This is a genomic window from Ramlibacter sp., from assembly GCF_035554825.1.
Lineage (GTDB): Bacteria > Pseudomonadota > Gammaproteobacteria > Burkholderiales > Burkholderiaceae_C > Ramlibacter.
In genome coordinates this window covers 1-19,276 of the sequence record NZ_DATMHS010000067.1, presented here as the reverse complement: position 1 = coordinate 19,276, position 19,276 = coordinate 1, and the positions used below count along the sequence as shown (strand labels likewise).

24 protein-coding genes are annotated in these 19,276 nt (G+C 72.6%); 10 read left to right on the top strand and 14 right to left on the bottom strand.

Annotated features, from left to right (window positions below; all coding sequences use genetic code 11):
• The first annotated feature begins 161 nt into the window (after positions 1-161).
• Positions 162-1,325 carry an acyl-CoA dehydrogenase family protein gene (locus tag VNT59_RS07785; protein WP_325497755.1) on the top strand — a complete coding sequence of 388 codons (1,164 nt, stop codon included), beginning with the start codon at positions 162-164 and terminating at the stop codon, positions 1,323-1,325.
• 18 nt (positions 1,326-1,343) lie between these two features.
• On the opposite strand, the gene VNT59_RS07780 is transcribed toward VNT59_RS07785, so the two are convergent.
• Positions 1,344-1,475 (bottom strand): hypothetical protein, encoded by a 132-nt coding sequence (locus tag VNT59_RS07780; RefSeq protein ID WP_325497754.1) that lies wholly within the window; start codon positions 1,473-1,475, stop codon positions 1,344-1,346.
• 289 nt (positions 1,476-1,764) lie between these two features.
• Between VNT59_RS07780 and VNT59_RS07775 the strand changes: the two genes are divergently transcribed.
• Positions 1,765-1,977 carry a hypothetical protein gene (locus tag VNT59_RS07775; RefSeq protein WP_325497753.1) on the top strand — a complete coding sequence of 71 codons (213 nt, stop codon included), beginning with the start codon at positions 1,765-1,767 and terminating at the stop codon, positions 1,975-1,977.
• A gap of 26 nt (positions 1,978-2,003) precedes the next feature.
• Here the strand turns inward: VNT59_RS07775 and VNT59_RS07770 are convergent, their stop codons facing one another.
• Entirely contained in the window at positions 2,004-2,435 is a 432-nt protein-coding gene (locus VNT59_RS07770; RefSeq protein WP_325497752.1) for a glycine zipper 2TM domain-containing protein, read from the bottom strand.
• Positions 2,436-2,555: 120 nt separating this feature from the next.
• Complete coding sequence (locus VNT59_RS07765; RefSeq protein ID WP_325497751.1) at positions 2,556-3,530, bottom strand: tripartite tricarboxylate transporter substrate binding protein; 975 nt, start codon at positions 3,528-3,530, stop codon at positions 2,556-2,558.
• 226 nt (positions 3,531-3,756) lie between these two features.
• Here VNT59_RS07765 and VNT59_RS07760 point away from each other — a divergent pair, with 226 nt between their 5' ends.
• Positions 3,757-5,307, top strand: coding sequence for a L,D-transpeptidase family protein (locus VNT59_RS07760; RefSeq protein ID WP_325497759.1), 1,551 nt, complete (start codon positions 3,757-3,759; stop codon positions 5,305-5,307).
• Positions 5,308-5,335: 28 nt separating this feature from the next.
• Positions 5,336-5,896 carry a YcbK family protein gene (locus VNT59_RS07755; protein ID WP_414708363.1) on the top strand — a complete coding sequence of 187 codons (561 nt, stop codon included), beginning with the start codon at positions 5,336-5,338 and terminating at the stop codon, positions 5,894-5,896.
• Between the two features lie 36 nt (positions 5,897-5,932).
• Here VNT59_RS07755 and VNT59_RS07750 read toward each other — a convergent pair whose 3' ends face one another.
• The 8 genes from VNT59_RS07750 to VNT59_RS07715 form a co-directional block, all read right to left on the bottom strand.
• Positions 5,933-6,394 carry a hypothetical protein gene (locus VNT59_RS07750; RefSeq protein WP_325497750.1) on the bottom strand — a complete coding sequence of 154 codons (462 nt, stop codon included), beginning with the start codon at positions 6,392-6,394 and terminating at the stop codon, positions 5,933-5,935.
• Between the two features lie 109 nt (positions 6,395-6,503).
• Entirely contained in the window at positions 6,504-7,730 is a 1,227-nt protein-coding gene (locus tag VNT59_RS07745) for a diaminopropionate ammonia-lyase (protein WP_414708362.1), read from the bottom strand.
• A 5-nt stretch (positions 7,731-7,735) separates the two neighbouring features.
• Entirely contained in the window at positions 7,736-9,028 is a 1,293-nt protein-coding gene (locus VNT59_RS07740; protein WP_325497749.1) for an MFS transporter, read from the bottom strand.
• 79 nt (positions 9,029-9,107) lie between these two features.
• The gene (locus VNT59_RS07735) at positions 9,108-10,490 is read right to left on the bottom strand and encodes a hypothetical protein (protein WP_325497748.1); all 1,383 of its coding nucleotides are present in this window, start codon (positions 10,488-10,490) and stop codon (positions 9,108-9,110) included.
• 7 nt (positions 10,491-10,497) lie between these two features.
• A complete protein-coding gene (locus VNT59_RS07730) occupies positions 10,498-11,037 on the bottom strand; it encodes a cysteine hydrolase family protein (RefSeq protein ID WP_325497747.1) in 540 nt (179 codons plus the stop codon).
• A gap of 124 nt (positions 11,038-11,161) precedes the next feature.
• Positions 11,162-11,386, bottom strand: a complete 225-nt coding sequence (locus tag VNT59_RS07725; RefSeq protein ID WP_325497746.1) for a hypothetical protein — start codon at positions 11,384-11,386, stop codon at positions 11,162-11,164.
• Positions 11,383-12,957, bottom strand: a complete 1,575-nt coding sequence (locus VNT59_RS07720; RefSeq protein WP_325497745.1) for a hybrid sensor histidine kinase/response regulator — start codon at positions 12,955-12,957, stop codon at positions 11,383-11,385. Before VNT59_RS07720 ends, VNT59_RS07725 begins: the two co-directional genes overlap by 4 nt.
• Before the next feature lie 281 nt (positions 12,958-13,238).
• Positions 13,239-14,129 carry a HAMP domain-containing sensor histidine kinase gene (locus VNT59_RS07715; RefSeq protein ID WP_325497744.1) on the bottom strand — a complete coding sequence of 297 codons (891 nt, stop codon included), beginning with the start codon at positions 14,127-14,129 and terminating at the stop codon, positions 13,239-13,241.
• Positions 14,130-14,323: 194 nt separating this feature from the next.
• Here VNT59_RS07715 and VNT59_RS07710 point away from each other — a divergent pair, with 194 nt between their 5' ends.
• Positions 14,324-15,067, top strand: a complete 744-nt coding sequence (locus VNT59_RS07710) for a Crp/Fnr family transcriptional regulator (RefSeq protein ID WP_325497743.1) — start codon at positions 14,324-14,326, stop codon at positions 15,065-15,067.
• A 3-nt stretch (positions 15,068-15,070) separates the two neighbouring features.
• Here VNT59_RS07710 and VNT59_RS07705 read toward each other — a convergent pair whose 3' ends face one another.
• Complete coding sequence (locus VNT59_RS07705; RefSeq protein ID WP_325497742.1) at positions 15,071-15,358, bottom strand: DUF2917 domain-containing protein; 288 nt, start codon at positions 15,356-15,358, stop codon at positions 15,071-15,073.
• A gap of 83 nt (positions 15,359-15,441) precedes the next feature.
• Here VNT59_RS07705 and VNT59_RS07700 point away from each other — a divergent pair, with 83 nt between their 5' ends.
• The 4 genes from VNT59_RS07700 (at position 15,442) to VNT59_RS07685 (ending at position 17,550) form a co-directional block, all read left to right on the top strand.
• Positions 15,442-16,443, top strand: a complete 1,002-nt coding sequence (locus VNT59_RS07700) for a LysR substrate-binding domain-containing protein (protein ID WP_325497741.1) — start codon at positions 15,442-15,444, stop codon at positions 16,441-16,443.
• A 111-nt stretch (positions 16,444-16,554) separates the two neighbouring features.
• Positions 16,555-16,767, top strand: a complete 213-nt coding sequence (locus VNT59_RS07695; RefSeq protein WP_325497740.1) for a hypothetical protein — start codon at positions 16,555-16,557, stop codon at positions 16,765-16,767.
• A 40-nt stretch (positions 16,768-16,807) separates the two neighbouring features.
• Positions 16,808-17,098 carry a 4-oxalocrotonate tautomerase gene (locus VNT59_RS07690; RefSeq protein ID WP_325497756.1) on the top strand — a complete coding sequence of 97 codons (291 nt, stop codon included), beginning with the start codon at positions 16,808-16,810 and terminating at the stop codon, positions 17,096-17,098.
• Between the two features lie 95 nt (positions 17,099-17,193).
• Positions 17,194-17,550: a nuclear transport factor 2 family protein gene (locus VNT59_RS07685; protein WP_325497739.1), complete on the top strand. Its 357-nt coding sequence runs from the start codon at positions 17,194-17,196 to the stop codon at positions 17,548-17,550.
• On the opposite strand, the gene VNT59_RS07680 is transcribed toward VNT59_RS07685, so the two are convergent.
• A complete protein-coding gene (locus tag VNT59_RS07680; protein WP_325497738.1) occupies positions 17,547-18,083 on the bottom strand; it encodes a GAF domain-containing protein in 537 nt (178 codons plus the stop codon). The two genes, VNT59_RS07685 and VNT59_RS07680, sit on opposite strands and share 4 nt — an antisense overlap.
• A 111-nt stretch (positions 18,084-18,194) precedes the next feature.
• Here VNT59_RS07680 and VNT59_RS07675 point away from each other — a divergent pair, with 111 nt between their 5' ends.
• Complete coding sequence (locus VNT59_RS07675; protein WP_325497737.1) at positions 18,195-18,881, top strand: alpha/beta family hydrolase; 687 nt, start codon at positions 18,195-18,197, stop codon at positions 18,879-18,881.
• A gap of 15 nt (positions 18,882-18,896) precedes the next feature.
• On the opposite strand, the gene VNT59_RS07670 is transcribed toward VNT59_RS07675, so the two are convergent.
• Entirely contained in the window at positions 18,897-19,067 is a 171-nt protein-coding gene (locus VNT59_RS07670) for a hypothetical protein (protein ID WP_325497736.1), read from the bottom strand.
• Positions 19,068-19,276: the final 209 nt, after the last annotated feature.

Genomic DNA, 19,276 nt, shown 5'->3' with positions numbered 1-19,276 from the left:
CGGTGCAGTATAGGCAGGCCCCCAAGCAGATGCTCTGTAAAAATGGGGACACGGGCGGCGGCGCGCTCAGGCAGCGTTCAGGCCCGCAGGCGGGCGACCGCCGCGGGCCCGGGCGGGCGCGGCGGCCGTGCACTTTCGTTTGTAGAACCACCGGAGCCGCCATGATCGAACGCACCTTGTTCAACGCCGAGCACGAGGCCTTTCGCGACAGCTTCCGCCGTTTCATGGACCGGGAGATCGCTCCGCACCACGCGGCCTGGGAGGAGCAGGGCTATGTCGACCGCGATGTGTGGAGGAAGGCGGGCGCCAATGGATTCCTGTGCATGACGATGCCGCAGCAGCACGGCGGCAGCGGGGCCGACAAGCTGTATTCGGTGGTGCAGATGGAGGAACTGGCGCGCGCCGGCTTCAGCGGCATCGGCTACGGGCTGCACAGCGAGATCGTCGCGCCCTACCTCCTGCACTACGGCACCGCGGCGCAGCAGGCCCGCTTCCTGCCGCGGCTGGCAAGCGGCGAAATGATCGGCGCCATCGCGATGAGCGAGCCCGCCGCCGGCAGCGACCTGCAAGGCATCCAGTCCACCGCGCTCAGGCAGCCGGACGGCAGCTACCTGCTCCATGGCAGCAAGACCTTCGTCACCAACGGCTGGCACGCCGACCTGGTGGTCGTGGTGGCGAAAACCGACCCGCAGGCCGGCGCCAAGGGCACCAGCCTGCTGCTGGTGGAGCGCGGCATGCCGGGCTTCCAGCACGGGCAGCGGCTGAAGAAGCTGGGGCTGAAGGCGCAGGACACGGCCGAGCTGTTCTTCGACAACGTGCGGGTGCCGGCCGAGAACCTGCTGGGCGGCGCGGCCTTCGAGAACCGCGGCTTCGTCTGCCTGATGGAGCAGTTGCCCTGGGAGCGGCTGCAGATCGCCGTCACGGCGGCGGCATCGGCGCAGGCGGCGATCGACACCACCGTGCGCTACGTGAAGGAGCGGCAGGTCTTCGGCCAGCCGGTCGCCGCGTTCCAGAACACCCGCTACACGCTGGCCGAACTCCAGACGCAGGTGCAGGTGGCGCGGGTCTTCGTCGACAAGTGCCTGGAGTTGCTGGTGCGCGATCGGCTCGACACCGACACCGCGAGCATGGCCAAGTACTGGACCAGCGACCTGCAGTGCCGGGTGATCGACCAGTGCCTGCAGCTGCACGGCGGCTACGGCTACATGTGGGAATACCCGATCGCCCGCGCCTATGCCGACGCCCGGGTCCAGCGCATCTACGGCGGCACCAACGAGATCATGAAGGAGGTGATCGCGCGCGGCATGGGGCTGCCGGCGCGCTGACGGCGGCCGAGCCGCGCCTTAACGCGCGCTCGAACGCGGCGGATGGCGCGAGGTCGGGAAGGGCATGCGCGTGGCCGGCGCGCGGTACTTGTCGTACAGCTTCTTCGCCAAGCCGGAGGTGATGGCGAACATGATGAGCTTGCGCAGCATGGAGGTCTCCCGAAAGTTCGGCGTCCACCATAGTTCGCGCGTCGCGCCGGCGCTGGCGGCGCACTGCCCATGGCCACGTCGGCCGGTCCCTACGCGGGCGCCGAGGCGCCGCGGCGAGGGCGCCGACCGGGGCCGTGAATTTCGGCCGACACGGCGCGCCGCAGGGCGGGAATATTCACTGACGGCCGGCTCCTACCCCGATGCCCCGTGCCTGCCGACGGTAGAGCGCCGCCGGGCCGCCTACATTCGGTTCGGTGTTCATGACGAAGACGGCAGGAGCGGGACGCTGATGCAAAGGACCGAGTGGAGCGAAGTCGCCGAGGCGGAAGACCTCGGCCGCGACGTGCGCGCCCTCGGCCCTGCGTGCGGAGCGGGCTCCGAGAGTGCCCTCGAAATGTGGAAGCGCCGCGAGCGGGCCCGCGCGCTGCTCAACGTGCGCGAACTGCGCCGATCGCGCGGCGACCGCGGCCGGCCCGATGGCGAGCGGCCGTCCGGCACCTGATCGGCCGGCCCGGGGCCGGCGCCACCTCAGAGCCGCTGCAGGTGGCCATTGGCGGCCCGCACCGCGCTGCCGGCGCCCCAGGCCGGACGTGCCTGCTGCTCGAAGCGGCGGACGCTGCCGTCGCTCATGCGCACGGTGGTGACCCAGACCGTGCGGCTGTTGGCGCGCTTTTGCACCTCGTTGCCAACGTAGCCGCCGGCCGCCGCGCCGCCGACGGTGGCCAGCGTCTTGCCCCGACCGCCGCCGATCTGGTGGCCCAGCAGGCCGCCGACCAGCGCGCCGCCGACGATGCCGGCCGCGCCGCCTTCGCCCTGGCGCTTCTCGGCGTGCACCTCCTGCACGGTGCCGCAGGCGGCACAGGCGGCAGGCGCGGCGGTGCGCACCCCGTGGTCGCGCGACAGGACGGCGGTGGAGGCGGAAAGCACGAGGGCTGCGACGAGAAAGTTCTTCAGGGCCATGTTGTGTGTGTCGTTGCGAGAAAGGCGTGCCGAGTCTGACACGGCTGCTGCTGAGCCAGGCAACCGAATGTCACAAGGTGCTGCATGCGGCGCGGCGTGGCCGCCGGGCCGCGCATGGGCTCAATCGAGCTTGACCCCGGCATCCTTGACCAGCTTCACCCAGAACTTCGCATCCTGCTCGAGGAAGGACGCGAACTGGTCCGGCGACTTCGACAGGTCGATCGCGGTGCCCTCGCGCGCCAGCGCCACCTTGACGCCGGGCTGCTGCATCGCGGCCGCGGCCGCCTCGTAGATCTTGCGGATCACCGGCGCCGGCGTGCCCGCCGGCACGAAGAGCCCGTACCAAAAGTCGATGGCGTAGTCGGGCAGCCCCGCCTGCGCCATGCCCGGCAGCCCGGGGAACATGTCCGAGTTGTCCCTGGCGCTCACGGCCAGGCCCTTGAGGCGTCCGGCCTGGATCATCGGCAGCACCGAAGGCGGCGTGCCGAAGGTGACCTGGGTGTCGCCCGACACCACCGACTGGATCGCCGGCGCGCCGCCCTTGAACGGGATCAGCGTCATCTGCACGCCTGCCACCTGCGAGAACAGCGCCGCGCCCAGGTGCGGGGCGCTGCCGTTGCCGGCCGTGGCGCAGTTCACCGTGCCCGGCGACTTCTTCGCCTTGGCGATCAGGTCCTGGATCGAGTTGATGCCGCTGCCGGGATGGGCCGCGACCACCAGCGGCGAGCTGGTCACCTTGGCCACCGGCGCCAGGTCGCGCAGCGTGTACGGCAGTTTCGGATTGAGCGCCGGGTTGACGAGGATGCTGCCCGGGCTGGCCAGCAGCACGGTGTAGCCGTCGGGTGCCGCCTTGGCCACCATGTCGGTGGCGATGCTGGCGCCGGCGCCCGGCCGGTTCTCCACGACGATGCCCTGGCCCAGCGCCTTGCCGAGCGGCTCGCTGATGACGCGGGCCACGTAGTCGGCCGCGCCGCCGGGCGTGAAGCCGACCAGCAGCCGGATCGGCCTGGCGCCGGGGTAAGCGGTGGCTTGCGCCAGCACGCCGCCGCTCAGGCCGGCCAGGGCGAGGCCGCCCGCGAATGCCCTTCTCTTCATCCTGTGTCTCCTGCTTGGTATGGACTGCGTGCCGCGCGCGCGGGGGCGGGCGGCGGCAGGCGCCAGCCTACACAAATTCCCCGCCCACGCTATCCGGGTTCGCCCCGCGCCGGCGCCGGGGCGCCGGCGGCGATGGTTGATCTCCGACAAGGAAGGCGTGGCGCGGCGCGCCTTCACTTGGAACGGGGTCGCCCGCATGGCCTGCGATCCGCGACCCGGCACCGTCATGAGGCTGCGCAGCTTTGTTCATCTGCTCGTGTTCGCGTTCACCGTGGGCGCGACCGCGGCGTCCGGCGGCCAACCCCTGCTGTGGTTCGCTGGCGGCCAGCCCAGCGCCGAGGCCAGGCAGGCGGTGCAGTGGCTGCTGACGGCGGCCGATGACGGACTCGATCCGCGCGACTACGACGCCGCCGCGCTCGCCTCGGCCCTGGAACAGGCTCAGCCGGGCGGGCCGCAGGCGCAGGTGGACGCGGCGCTGACCGCCGCGCTGCAGCGTTACCTGGCCGACCTGCAGGGCGGGCGGGTGGACCCGCGCCGCATCGCCGCGAACTTCCCCGCGCCGCCGCGCACGGCGCCCGACACGCTGGCGCTGCTGCGGGATGCGGTGGCGAACCACCAGCTCGCCGCCGTGCCGGCGCAGTTCACGCCGCCGGTGCCGATGTACGCCGGCCTGCGGCAGGCGCTGGCGCGCTACCGCGCGCTGGCGGGGCACCCCGCCTGGCAGTCGCCGCTGCCGCCGCTGCCGCGCAAGCTGGCACGGGGCCAGCCCTATGCCGGCCTGCCGGTGCTGGCCCAGCGCCTGCAGGCCCTTGGCGATCTGCCGGCCGACGCCGCGCTGCCGGAGCGCTTCGACGGCCCGCTGGTGGCGGCGCTGGAAGCATTCCAGGAGCGCCACGGCCTCACGCCCGACGGGGTTCTCGGCCGCGCGACGCTGCAGCAGCTGGAGGCGACGCCGGCGCAGCGCGCGCGGCAGATCGAGCTGGCGCTGGAGCGCCTGCGCTGGACGCCGCTGCTGCAGGGGCCGCGGATGGTGGTGGTGAACGTGCCGGAGTTCGTGCTGCGCGCCTACGAGGTGCGGGACGGCCGCATCGCGGTGCGGCTGACCATGAAGGTCATCGTCGGCAAGGCGCTGCGCACCCGCACGCCGCTGTTCGGCGAGGACATGCGTTTCATCGAGTTCAGTCCCTACTGGAACGTGCCGCCGTCGATCGCGCGCGGCGAAACCGTGCCGCGGCTGCGGCGCGATCCGGGTTACTTCGAGCGCGAGGCGCTCGAATTCGTCACGTCCTCCGGCCAGGTCGTGCGCACGTTCGCCCCCGCCGGCCTGGATGAGGTGGTGCGCGGCGGCTGGCGCATCCGGCAGCGGCCGGGCGAGCGCAACGCGCTGGGCGGCGTCAAGTTCGTGTTCCCGAACAACGACAACATCTATCTGCACGACACGCCCGCGCGCCAGCTGTTCGAGCGCGAGCGGCGCGATTTCAGCCACGGCTGCATCCGCGTGGAAGCGCCGGTGGCGCTGGCGCAGTTCGCGCTGCAGGACGACCCCGCCTGGACCGAGGACCGCATCCGCGAGGCGATGGCCAGGGGGGTCTCCAGCACCGTGCCGCTGAAGCGGCCGCTGCCGGTCCTGATCGCGTACAGCACGGTGATCGTCCGGGCCGGCACGGTCCACTTCTTCCCCGACCTGTACGGCGCCGACGCGCGGCTGGCGCAGGCGCTGCGGGCGCGTTCCGCGGGATTGACCCCATGGCGGCTGCGGACGGCGGGCCCAAACTAGAATGCCCCGCGTGAGCCGCAGCATGTCCATCCAGTCGCCCGAGGCCTCCGCCCGCCGTTCGTTCCTGCGCCGTTTCGCGCAGGCAGCGATGGTGGGGGCGGCCGCGCCGCTCGCGGCCCGCACGGCATGGGCGGTGCCGGCCAACGCCCGCAGCCTGGCGTTCGATCACACCCACACCGGCGAGAAGCTCAGCATCGTGTACGCGGTAGGCGAGCGCTACCTGCCCGAAGCGTTGCAGGCGCTGAACCATTTCCTGCGCGACCACTACACCGGCGACGTCGGCGTGATCGAACCGCAGTTGTTCGACGTGCTGCACCGCCTGCGCTCGGCGCTCGGTGCGAACCAGTCGTTCCAGGTGATTTCCGGCTACCGCTGCCCGGCGACCAACGCCAGCCTGAAGGCGACGCGCGGCGGCGGCGTCGCCAAGCGCAGCCTGCACATGGATGGCAAGGCCATCGACATCCGGCTGCCGGGCGTGCAGCTCGCGGACCTGCGCGACGCCGCGCTCTCGCTCAAGGCCGGCGGCGTGGGCTTCTACCAGCGCGAGCAGTTCGTCCACGTCGACACCGGGCGCGTGCGCACCTGGTAGGCGCAGCCGCGGCGGCGCGAGCGCGCGGCGCCGGCCTTACTTCTTCGCCGCCTCGCGTTCCTTGAGGATCGCTTCCTTGTCCTCCGGCAGGTAGGAAATCCCGCCGCACTGTTCGTTGTGCGCGACCAGCGACTTGTTCAGCGCCTCGAGGTCGGCGCGCAGCGCCTCCACGCCGGTCTTCGCGGCCGCCACCCGGGCGTTGTGCGCGCGCACGTGCCGCTCGAAGCGGTCGCGGCCGAGCGGGCGCTCGTCGGCCCGCTTGCTTTCCTCGGTCAGCTCCTCGGCCTCGGCCCGGATCGCCGCCGCCTCCTCGCCGTTCTTCTTGTTGCGCGCGTCGAGCGCCTGGCGCCGGCTGGCGAGATCGCTCTCGGAATTCATGCAGACCCGCAGCTGGTCGCGCGTGACGAGCTTGGCCGCCTTGTCCTGGGCGTGCGCCGAAGTCAGCGCGAGGGCGGCCAGGAGCAGGCCGGATCCGATGGTGGTGATTCTGGTTTTCATGAGCATGCGTTGCGGCTCGTGGCCTTCGGTTGGGGGGAACGGACCCGGGTCGCGGGTCCGGGCCGAATGGTAAAGCCTGGCGGCCCGGCTCCCGCCGGCGCCCGCCGCCTCAGCCGGGCGCGCGCCGCAGCACGGCGTCGGCGCCGCGGCCCACCAGCTGCGCGTACAGCGCCGGATCGGTGTCGCGCTCGCTGCCGACGAAGAGCAGCCGGCTCGACTGGTCCAGGCCGAGCGCCGCGCGCTGCGCCGGGTTCGCGCTGATGCCGATCGCGGCGGCCAGTCCCGCCACCGCCGATTCGCCGGCGACGATCGGCGGGTCGCCGTCGCTGCCGTCGGCGAGCAGCCGCATCGTGGCCACGGCGGCTTCGTCGCCGATGGTGGCGAAGGCATCGGCGCCGGTTTCCAGGATCTCCCAGGCCAGCGGCGACACTTCGCCGCAGGCCAGGCCGGCCATCAAGGTGTCCAGCTCGCCGGGCACCGCCGTGATCCGGCCGCGGCGGGCGCTGCGCATCAGGCAGTCCGCGGCGCGCGGCTCGACCACGGTCAGCCGCGGCCGCGTGCCGCCGAGGCGCTCCCAGTAATAGCCGCAGACGGCGGCCGCCAGCCCGCCGACGCCGCCTTGCACGAACACATGGGTGGGTGGGGCGGCCAGCTGCTGCGCCGCTTCCGCCACCAGCAGCTGGTAGCCCTGCATCACGTGGCGCGGCACGTCCATGAAGCCGGGGTACGAGGTATCGGAGATCACGTGCCGTCCGAACGCCTGAGCGTCCGCGTCGGCCCGGCGCACCGATTCGTCGTAATTGCCGGCGGTGCGAACGACCGCTGCCCCGTAACCGGCGATTGCCGCGCGCCGGCCCTCGCTGACCTGGGCGTGGAGGTAGACCACGCAGCGGCAGCCAAAGAGCTGCGCGCCCCAGGCCACCGAGCGGCCGTGGTTGCCGTCGGTGGCGCAGGTCACGGTCACCTCGCGGGTGAGGTCGTGGAACCGCCTTGCCAGCAGGTCGGCGGTCGTGACGGCGTGGCCGACGCGCTGGGCGACGGTGCGGCACAGCAGGCGGGCGACGGCGTAGGCGCCGCCCAGCGCCTTGAAGCTGCCGAGACCGAAGCGGCTGCCTTCGTCCTTGTACGCCACCGCTGCGACGTCCAGTCGCGCCGCCAGTCCGCGCAGGTCATGCAGCGGCGTCACGTCGTGGCCGGGCCAGCACTGGATCTGCGCCGTCGCGGCCGCCAGCGCGTCGCGCCCGAGGATCGCCGCGCGTGCGGCGCCGTAGGCGCCAGCGCGATCGCATGCCGGATTGGCGAAGAGGTCGACGGCGATGCGGGGCAGGGCGTCCAACGCGCTCATCCCGCCCTGGCTGCCGGCTGGGCGGCCGGGGCGCTTCGCATCAAGGCGACGGTGCACAGGGCCAGCGGCAGCGCCAGCGCGACGAAGCCGGCGCGGTAGCTGCCGAACAGCCCCGACAACGCGCCGAACAGCGGCGGCCCGAGCACGACGCCGAGGAAGGTGATCGCCAGGGTGCCGCCCGTTGCGGTGCCGGCCATGCCAGGCGGCGCCTGGCGCGCCACCTCGGCGAGGTAGACGCCGTTCCAGCCGATCGCGGAGGCGCCGAACACCAGCAGCACGGCGAGCACCAGCACGCTGGGCAGCTGCTGGTGCAACAGGGCCGTCGCGAGCGCCGTCGCCGCCATCAAGGCCGACAACGCCGCCAGCATGCGCCGCGCGCCCAGCCACCGGTCGCTGACGTAGCCCCACAGCACGCGGCCGACGATGCCGCCGACCTGCGAGACCGACAGCAGCAGTCCGGCGGCCACCAGTCCATAGGCCAGGCTGTCGGTGAGATACGTGACGAGATAGGTCGTGAGCGACAGTTGCGCCGTGGAGAACACGAACGAGCAGCCCGCCAGCATGCGCAAGGCGGGCTGCGACAGCACCAGCTGCACCGGCTGCAGCAGGTGGCCCATCGCCAGCCGCCGCGCGCGATCGCGGTCGGCGTCGAACCCGGCGCGCAGCGGCTGCGCCAGGAAGGCGCAGAGCGCATTGGCCGCGGCGACCGCGAGCAGTGCGTTGCGCCAGCCGACCAGCTCCTGCAGGCCGGGGACGATGGCGCCGGCCAGCGCGCCGCCGACGGGCACGCCGGTCTGCTTGATCGAGAACACCAGCGACATGCGGTGCGCCGGCGTGGTGCGGGCCAGCAGGTGCGAACTCGCCGGCGTGACCGGCCCGTAGCCGACGCCGACCAGGAACGCGCCCACCGCCATCGCGGCCACGGTCGGCACCGCACACAGCACCAGGCCGAGCGCGCAGAGCAGCAGCCCGGCCTGGCTGACGCGGATCGAGCCGTAGCGGGCGACCGCGGCGCCGGAAGCGAGGCTGGCCGCCATCGCGCCGGCATACACCACCGCGATGTAGAGACCGATGTAGACCGCGGAGACGCCGACCGCGTCCGCCACCTTGGGCGCGATCGCCGGCAGCGTCAGCAGGGCCATCGCCACCATGGCCTGGATCGCGAGCGTGACGGACAGGGGCGCCCAGCTGTTCTTCCATCGTGTGCCGCCCCGGTTCGACCCGCTGTCGGCCGGCGCGGCCGCCTCCCCGGCGCGGTCGGGGACGCCGCGCGATCCGTTGTTCGTCATGGGCGAACTGTAATGCCCGCGGCGCGGGCGCCGCCTCGGAGGCCGCGTGCGCCGCGGCCCTTGCCGCCGATCGCCGCGATCAGGGGTGTGGGCCCGCCTGCAGCTGCCGTGCCACCGCGGCCAGCAGGTCGTGCGGATGCAGCATCGCCTCGCGCGCCGCCTGTGCCGTCTCGTACTGGTGCAGCGCCGAGCGCAGGCGCGGCGCGGCGAGGGCCTCCCACACCGGCGCGAGCTCGCTTGCCGGCGGCGACGCGCCGGCCGCCAGCTGCCGCGCGAAGGCCAGGCACGCCGATTCGGCCAGCAGCGCCGCCTTGCTGGCCGCGCTCAGCATCTGCGGCTGCGCTTCGGGCGGTGCCGTGCAGCAATAGATCACGTGCGCCGGCAGGCAGCGCCCCGGCGGCTGCAGGCCGCGCAGCGACTCCCCCGACACCCGCAGCGGGCCATCGGCCGACGCGAAGTCGTACGCCTGCCCGGCGCTGGCGTGCGCCAGCCGCTGCAGGCCCCGATGCAGCCGCGAAAAATCGGGCGTCGCCGCCGCCGGCGCGGCCTTCACTTCGGCGAGCAGTACGACGTCGGCAGCGCCGGTGGCCGTCGTTCGCACGATCGCCGCGTCCCACTCGTCCTTCGCCTTGCCCGCCTGGCCCGGGAAACCGCGCGGCGGGCGCAGGCTGCGCGCGATGCGATGGCGGCCCTCGAGCCGGTCATGCCGGTCGAGCAGCGCCGCGATCTCGCGCAACGCCTGCACCGTCTCGTCCTCCGCCAGCGCGCCCAGGCGCGCCGCGGCGCGGCCCCGGGCGGCGGCGGCCGCGCTGCCGGCTGCCGGTCCGTGCCGCTCGCGCAGCGCCACGTAGCGTTGCACCGCCTGGTCGCCCAGGAGGGCGCCGCCCCGAACCAGCCGCTGCAGCGCCGGCATGGCCGCGATGGCTGCGAGGCCGGCGCGCATGGTTTCGTCGCCGGCGGATTGCTGCCGCAGCAGGCGCTCGACGGCGGAGCCCAACTGCGGCCACGAACCGGCCGACGCCAGCCGATGCAGCTGCCCGAGCGCCTCGCGCGGCGGCCCGGCCGGCGCGCCGCGCAGCTTGCCGGGGTGGGCGAGTGCGTCGATGGCCGAGCGCACGGCCCGCCGGTCGGCTGCGCGCTGCGCCGACAGCTGCACGTGTTCGCGCACCGGCCCGTCCTGCGCCTGCAGCAGCAGCGCCTGAAAGCCCGGATCGCCGCCGTCGGCCGCGAGCGCCCGGCGGATCAATCCGGCGAGGCTGGCCGTGAACAGGGCCCGGGCGCCGTCGGGCGGCGGCGAATGATGCTGGCGCGCGGCGCGAGCGGCCTCCATCGCGAACGCCAGCGCTGTTTCGGCGCCGAGCGCCGCGGCCACCTCGGCGTCGCCGGGCAATGCCGGCAGGCGGTAGCGGCGGGGTGCGGCCCGCAGGGCGGCCAGCAACAGCACGGGCGGCGCGAAAGCCACGGGACCGTCAGCGCCCGACGGTCACCTCCGCAGCGGGAACGACGGCCACGCGCGGGCCGAAGCTGGCCATGCGCGACAGCGTCCGGTTGTGGTGCGCGACGATCTGCGGCGCGCCGAGCACCCCGTTGTCGACGGTGGAGTGGCCATCGGCCACCAGCACCACTTCATAGCCGAGCCCGAGGGCGCGCCGGACCGTGGTGTCGATGCAGAAGTCGGTCTGCAGTCCGCAGACGACGAGGCGCGTGACGCCTCGCGCCTGCAACAGCGGCTGCAGCTCGGTGCCGTGGAACGAATCCGGGGTGGTCTTGCGCACGGGGATGTCCCCGGGCCCGCTCGCCAGCGTCTCGGCGAGCTGCCAGCCGTCGGCCCCGAAGCGCAACGGGCCTTCGTCCTCCTCATGCTGGACGACCAGCACCGGCGCGCCGGCGCGCCGCGCCTGCGCGGCCAGGCCGTTGATGCGGTCGATCACACGGTCGATGTCGAAGGCCGCTTCCTCGCCAGCGCACAGGGCGCGCTGGACGTCGATGATCAGCAGTGCATCTTGCATGGCGGACGAGCATAGCGCAGGCGGCGCGGCGGGCGTGTCCGGCCCAGTGCCCCATCCGGGCGGGCGGCGCCGTCGACCGACGGCTGGCCGGGCGCGGTTCGGACGGCGGGCCTGCCGGCCAAGCTCACCGGCGCGGCACCCGGGCGCCCCGCGGCCTGGGCGCCGGATGCGGTTCGAACAGCGTGTCCGGGTCCGGGAACCGGCGCGGAACCGTCACCTGCTCGCGCACGGGCGTGCCTGCGAAGGCGGCCTTCGCGCTGTCCATGGCGGCGTCGCTTTCCCGGCGCAAATTGCGGATCACCTCGTCCAGCGATGGCGCCAGCGGCTCTTGCCAGGGGTGCGCGCTCATGGCGACACCGCTTCGGCGAGGACGTTCCGCCGGGCAGCCGGCGCCGCCGGCGCGCGAGCCTGCGACGGCGCCAGCTGGAGTGCCTGGTCGATGGCCTGCCCATCGACCGGCTTGGTCAGGTGGGCGTCGAAGCCGGCCGCCAGCGAGCGGCGCCGGTCCTCGTCGCTGCTCCAGCCCGTGAGGGCGACCAGCGCCGGCTGCCGGGTGGCGAGCCCGCGCAACTCCATTGCCACCTGCAGCCCGTTCATGTCCGGCAGCCCGATGTCGAGGAACACCAGGTCGGGCTGCTCCCGGGCGACGACGTCGAGCGCGGTTGCCCCGTCGCCGGCGGTCAAGGCCTCGTGGCCCTTCAGGCGCAGCAGGGTCGCCAGCGTGTCCGCGGCGTCGGGGTTGTCGTCGACCACCAGCACGCGCCGTCCAGGGCCGGCCGCCGGCGCCCGCTCGTGCGGCGTCTGGCCGCACGGGGCTTCCGGCGCCGCGGCCGGCGTTGGCGGCCGGTCCGCCGGCAGCGCGCGTGGCAGGCTGATCACGAACTCCGCGCCCCGGCCCCAGCCCTCGCTGAATGCCTGCACCGAACCACCGTGCAGCCGGACCAGGTCGCGCGTGAGCGGCAGCCCCAGCCCGAGCCCGCGGTTCTGCGTCGCCTCGTGCGCCAGCTGCACGAAGGGTTCGAAGATGTGCTGCAGCTGGGCGGGCGGGATACCGACGCCCGCGTCCTTGACGCTGATCGTGATCCATTCCGTGCCGCCGGCCACGCGCACCTCGATCTCGCTGTGCTCGGGCGAGAACTTCGAGGCGTTCTGGATCAGGTTGACGAGGATCTGATGCAGCCGCAGCGGATCGGCGTAGATCAGGCCGGCCGGCTGGGGCGCCAGCACCAGCACCGACTGGTGCCTGGCGGCGGTGGCCAGGCGCAGATCCGCGACCTCCTCCTGGACGGCCGCCAGCACGTCGATCACCTGGCGCTGCAGCGACAGCTTGCCGGTCTCCAGGCGCGAGACGTCCAGCAGGTCGCCGACCAGCTTGGTCATGCGGTCGGTCTGGCGCTCCATCATCTCCAGCGTGCCGCGCGCGGCGACGGGATCCAGGCCGCCCGCCTGGAGCACCTTGCCCCCGATGGCCACGCTGGTCAGCGGATTGCGAAGCTCATGGCCCAGGAGGCTGATGAACTCCGATTTGCGGTGACCGGCCCGCTCCAGTTCGGTCAGTGCCGCGGCGAGCTCCTGGCGCTCGCCGCGCGCCCATTCGACGGCCGAAATCACCGCCGTCGCCACGCCCAGATAAGCCATGTAGGCCATCGCCCGGTGCGCCGCAGCCCCGTCGGCCGCATAGATCGACGGAAACGCCTCGCCCGCCAGCAGGCAGGCCAGCGCGACGAGCAGCCCGTAACGCCAGCCCAGGAGCCAAGTCGCGGCGGCCATGGCCGCGTACCCCGGGAGGAACTGGTGCTTGTCGATGAGGAAGGGGTTGAGGGCCAGCCGCAGCAGCAGTGCCGCCACGATGATCGCCGCGGCCAGGGCCAGCGCGCCGCCGGGACCGGACCGGCGGTCCTTCTTCGGTGCAAGGTTCACTTCGGATTCTCCTCGTGGACCAGATGCCGGCGCCGCGCCCGCAACCCCGTGGCGGCGGGGCCGGCGGGATGTCGGGAGACCGCTTCGCGGCCGGCCTGGACCTTCGATGAAAGTGGCTTGGGCGTCTAAGTCTGTGTTGCGCGCCTCGCCTTGCTTTGATCAGGCTCAAGGATTTTTGCGTATTAATTGGAGGATTTCTCCTCCGGCCCGTGCGTAACTTCGTCGTCGCGTATCGAGAAGCTTCGCGAAGGCGGCGCGGGGTCGGCTCGACGGTGGAGTGCTCAGAGTGGGAGGCTGGCCGGTTCCGGCGCCCCGGCCGGCCGCAGGCAGATGCCAAGCGGCTGAGCCACCGTCGGCTCCTGGGCCGCCTGCGCGGCGAGCAGGGGGAGGGTGACGGTGAAGGTCGCGCCGCGGCCGGGACCGTCGCTCTGGGCCGAGACGCTGCCGGCGTGCAGTTCCACCACGTGGCGCACCACGGCCAGCCCGATGCCCAGGCCGCACGGCGAGAGCGAGCGGCTGCGTTGTTCCTGCCCGAACAGCTCGAAGATGCGCTGGAGATCGTGCGCCGCGATGCCCGCGCCGTCGTCGCTGACGCTGAGCTCGGCGCGGTCACCGGCGCGGACCCTGACGCTGACGTGGCCGCCGGGCGGCGTGAATTTCGCCGCGTTGTCCAACAGGTTCGTCAGCACCTGCGACAGGCGATTGGCATCGCCGTGGATGCGTACCGGCGCCGCCGGCAGGTCGACACCCAACTGCAGTTCGCGCAGGGCCGGGCGGCAGGCGGCCACCGCGGCCTCCACCAGCTCCTGCAGCACCAGCGGGCGCGACTCGAGCGTGAACTGGCCGTTGACGATCCGTCCGGCATCGGTCATGTCGCGCAGGAGGTACTCCATCAGGGTGAACTGGCGGCGGGTGATGGCCAGGGCACCCGTGCGCCCGCCCGGCTCGGCGCCGCGCTCCAGCATGTCCAGCCCGCCGCCGAGCGCGGCCATGCAGTTTCGCAGCTCGTGCGCAATGGTGGCGAGGAAGACATCCTTGCGCCGTGACTCGCTGGCGAGCGCCGACTCGACCGCCTTGTGCTCCGCTTCGCGCCGCAATGCGTGCCTGAGCAGCACCTGGTACAGCTGCTCGCGTTGTGCGCCTGCCTGCGGCGCCCTCAGTTGGATGTTCACGTTCCCTCCCCGTCGCGTGAGTGCGTAGCGTGCGGCCGGCGCGAGCGTCGGCTCTGTGCGGCCGCGCACGCAGGCACGTCTTTTTGTGTCGCGTCTGTGTCGTCCTGTAAAGAACGCGCATAGATCCCGCATCCGGCGGCGTCTACTGTGACTTTGTGCCCGTTGCGAGACCCCATCACCCCGGATCGGAAGCCATGCAGCAGATCGACCCGCGAAGAAATGCGCTGCTCGCCGCGCTGCGAGCCGACTCGTTCCGCGCCTGCAGCCCCTACTTCGAACCGGTGCGAATGGAGCTCGGCGACACGCTGTCGGAGCCGGGCGACACCTTCCGCTTCGTCTATTTCCCGGTGACGAGCAGCGTGGCGCTGCTCACGATGCTGGCGACCGGCGCCTCGAGCCAGGTGGCGGTGGTCGGTCGCGAGGGCCTGGTCGGCGTCTCCGCATTCCTGGGGGGCGGACCGGCCAGCACGCGGGCCATCGTCCAGAGCGCCGGCGTGGCCGTGCGCGTCGACGCGCAGGTGATCCGGCGGGAATTCGAGCGCCACGTCGGCGTGACGCACCTGCTGCTGCGCTATGCGCAGGCGTTGCTGGCGCAGGTCTCGCAGACCGCGGTCTGCAACCGGCACCACACGCCGGAGCAGCGGCTGTGCCGGTGGCTGCTCCTGAGTCTCGACCGCGTCGACGGCGACGAGTTTCGCCTCACGCACGAACTGATCGCGTCGATGCTCGGCGTGCGGCGCGAGACGGTGAGCGAGGCGATTCACCGCCTCCAGGGGGACGGGGTGGTGCGCACCCACCGCGGGCGCCTGCAGGTGCTCGACCGCGCGGGTCTGTTGCGGCACGCCTGCGAGTGCTACGCGGTCGTCACCGCCGATTACGACCGGCTGCTGCCGCCACGGGAGTCGAAGCCGGCGGGGTCTTCCACCGGCGCGCGGTAGGCGTCACGGCAGGACCGGTTCGGGTGCGCGGGCCCACGGCCGCGGTCGCTCGGCCCGCGCCGGGCTCACCGCCAGCCGGCACGGCGCGAGCGCGTAGATCAGCGCCCGGCGGTGGTCGGCGCCGCGGAAGGCGCCGCCCGTTTCCAGCACGATGTCGCGCGGATCGTGGTCCAGCGTGATCCAGACGCTGCCCTGCTCGCAGGCGATGCGCACGTCGGCCGCGTCGGCGATTTCGTACAGGGCGCGCGCGGCCAGGCTGACGGCATACGGATGGTGCGTGATGGCGACCATGGGAAAGCTCCTTCACATGCAACTGACGAATCAATATACTGGCCGCCCCCAGACGCAACAAACGCTCGTTTCGCATCGATCGCATGCGCTCACGGAATGTCAACTTGCCGCCGCCGCGCGCCGCCGGGGCGCCGCAGCCGCGCTCGCGCCAGCTGCGGCTGGACCTGCTGCACACGTTCGAAGCGGCGTCGCGCCACCTGAGCTTCACCGAAGCCGGCAGGGAACTGTTCCTGTCGCAATCGGCCGTCAGCCGCCAGATCCAGCAACTGGAGGCCAGCCTCGGCGCGGCGCTGTACGAGCGCCGGCATCGCGCCCTGGTGTTGACGCCGGCCGGCCGCATCATGCAGCGCGCCGTCGACGACAGCCTGGGGCGGCTGCACGATGCCGTCGCGCAGGTGCGCCAGTCGGCGGCGCCGCGCCAGGTGGCGATCACCTGCACCCCCGGCTTCGCGTCGTTCTGGCTGATCCCGCGGCTGGCCCGGTTCACGGCCAGCCACCCCCAGGTGGACGTGCGCATCTCCGCGACGCTGGAGCTGGTCGACCTCGATCGCAGCCGGATCGACCTGGCGATCCGCTTCGCGCCGAGCAGCCGTGCCACCGGTGCGATCCTGTTCGAGGAGGAGGTGCAGCCGCTGTGCTCGCCGGCCCTGGTGCGCGACAAGCGGCGGCCGCTGCGCACGCCGGCCGACCTGGAGCGCCATGTCCTGTTGACGGTGGACATGCCGCCGGGCGAGCCGCCGACGATGGACTGGGAGCCGTGGCTGCAGCTGATGGGCCTGGACACGGTGCGTCCGGCGAGCACCATGCGCTTCACCCAGTATTCGGAAGCGGTGGCCGCCGCGTGCGCCGGGCACGGCGTCGTCATCGGCCGCCTGCCGCTGCTCGACGCCCTGATCCGCCAGCGCAAGCTGGTGGCGCCGTTCCGGGGCGCGGCCGCGTCGCGGCGCGCCTACTTCATCACCCTGTCCGGGCAGGCCGCGCACAACCCGGACGCGCAGGATTTCGTGCAATGGGTCCTGAGCGAGGCGGAGCACGCCACTGCGCCGCGGCCGGCCGGCAAGCGGGCCGGCAAGCGGGCCGGGTAGCCCGGGGTCACAGTCTTCACGCGGGCTTTGCAGCGGCGCGTCCGCTCGCGAATCGCACCACCCGTTGAATGCACAGGCGCGGCGCCGCCGTGCCTGGACGGAGGTTCGAGAATGCAAGACGCGCGACATGCCGGCGGCGGCCGCTTCTGCCTGTGTTTCCGGTCGCTGTTCGACCGGGGCCGCGGCTATGCCTTTCCCTGCGATGCGGATGGCCGCGTCGATCTCGACGGATTGAGCGACTGCGCCCGCACCAACTATCTCTACGCCCGCGCGATGGTCGGCCGCGAACTCGCCGCGCCGGCGGTCGAACCGGCCCAACCGTGAGCAGCGGCTAAGATGGCCGGCCCCAGGCCGCCCCTTGCCAATGTGGATCAGGGGATGGGCGGGCGCGGCTCGCACACACCTCAAGGACCACCACGCGCGGGCCGCCTTCACGCTTGTCACCAGAGGAGAGAACCATATGCCAACCATCCGCGTCGAATTGATGGAGGGACGAACCGTCGAGCAGAAGCGGGCCCTGGCCGAGGCACTGACGCAGGCGGTCGTCGACACGCTGGGCGCCAAGGCGGAATCGGTCGATGTGCTGCTGTTCGACATCAAGCGGCACGACTGGGCCACCGGCGGCAGGCTGTGGTCGGACCGGAGCCCCGGATAGGTCAGCGGCGAACAGCGCGCGCCGGATCACGCATCCGGTTGCAGGAGATTGCGCCCACTCGCAACCGGCGGGCCCGAAGACGGTTAAAGTGGCCCATGCAAGATACAAAACTCGCCACCGTCGTCCAAGCGTGGTGCGACGCCTATGAACGCGCGGACCGGGCCCTGGCCGAGGCGCTGCTGGCCGACGACTTCACCTTCACCAGCCCCAACGACGACCGGATCGACAAGGCGACCTATTTCGAGCGCTGCTGGGCCGAGGGCGACGCCGGGCACCGGCAGCAGGTCGAGCGCATCGTGGTCGACGGCGACCGGGCCTTCGTCACCTACGTCTGCGAGACGCAGCAGGGCAAGTCATTCCGCAACACCGAGTACCTCACGTTCCGCGGCGAGCGCATCGCCAGCGTGAATGTCTATTTCGGCGCGGCCTACGAGGACGGCGCGCTGGTCTAGCGCCCGCCTGCGCCGTCGATGCCGGCGGCAATCACGTTCGCCACGTCCTGCAGCCCGAGCACCTCGGCGTCGCCCAGGTCGGGCCGCGGTTCGTGGCTGAAGCAGCACAGCGTTCCGTACACCTCACCGTTCTTCAGCACGATCGGCACGCTCAGGTAGGCGCCGATGCGCAGCCGCTGGGTGATCGGCAGTGCCCGCGCCTCGGGCGAAGCGGCGGTGTCCGGGATGGCCCGCGGCAGCCGTCCTTCCACGATGCGCTGGCAGTAGCTGTCCACGAGCGGGTCGGACTGGCCCGGTGCCACGCGCGGGCTGACCGCCGCGGCGACGCTGACGATGCGGAACACCCGCTGGTCGCCGGCGAACTGCGAGACGAACGCGATGTCCATGCCCAGCGCCTCGCGCACGCGGGCGAGGAAGGCGCTCAGCGCCCGGTGTTGCGGATGGCTGGCGGCATCCGCCGTGGCCACGGCCAGTTCGCGCGCGATCGTCGACAGCTGAGCGGAGACGGGCGTGGAACGTTCGGATGCCGGCATCGGGCGATCATAGGCGGCCACGGCGCTGGCGGGCCCACGCTGCATCCGGATGTTCTATCGTCCGGGGATGGACCACGGAACTGCCGCGAGATGCCTCCCGATCCACTGCCCGTGACTGTCACGCTGGACGGCGGAGGCCGGGTTTCCGCCTTGCTCGACGCGCCGCCGCATCCCCTGGCCGGCTGCGTGCTCGCGCACGGCGCCGGCGCCGGTATGGCGCACGAGTTCATGGCGGCGCTCGCCGGCGGACTGGCACTGCGCGGGGTCGCCGCCTTGCGCTTCCAGTTTCCCTTCATGGAGGCAGAGCGCCGGCGGCCGGACCCGCCGTCCGTCGCCCACGCGGCGGTGCGCGCCGCGGTGCAGGCGGCGGCGACGCGGTGGCCGGGCGTGCCGCTGTTCGCCGGCGGCAAGTCGTACGGCGCCCGCATGGCCTCGCAGGCGCAGGCGATCGAGCCCTTGCCCGGCGTGCGCGGCCTGGTGTTCGCCGGTTTTCCGCTGCATCCCACCGGCAAGCCTTCGACCGCGCGGGCGCAGCATCTGCAGCAGGTGCAGGCCCCGATGCTGTTCCTGCAGGGCACGCGCGACGCGCTGGCCGACCTGGACCTGGACCTGGTGCGCCGGGCCACGGACAGCCTGGGCGCGCGGGCCACGCTGCACGTCGTCGACGGCGCCGACCACTCGTTCCACGTGCTGGTGCGCTCGGGCCGCACCGACGCGCAGGTGCGCGAGGAACTGCTCGACACGATGGCGCGGTGGATGCAGGCGCAGCTCGGACGTGATCGCGTCCGTTCCGGCTGAACGGATGGCCGGGCGCTAGCGGGGGCCGGGCCGCTCGCTGCGGCTCGGCGAGCTCGGCAGCGTCTTCTCGATCACCTTCTCGTCGGGCACGTCGTGCGGCCCGTCCTCGTCCGGCGTGTGCGCCGTCGGGTCGTCGGACGGATCGGCGTTGCTATCGCCCGCTGGCTGGTGCTGGTCGGTCGGCATGGCAGTTCTCCTGTGTGGCCGTCGGGTCGATCACGTTAAGCGCGCCGGTCAACCGTGGACGTAGGAGAGCGGCTCGTCCGGCGCCGCGCCAGCGCCCACGCCGCGCGTGCGGCCGCGGCGTGCACGGTACGATCGGATGGTCATGCGCATCACCGACCCCGAACTCATCGTCATTCACGAGCATCCCGAGTGGCAGAAGCCGCTCTTCG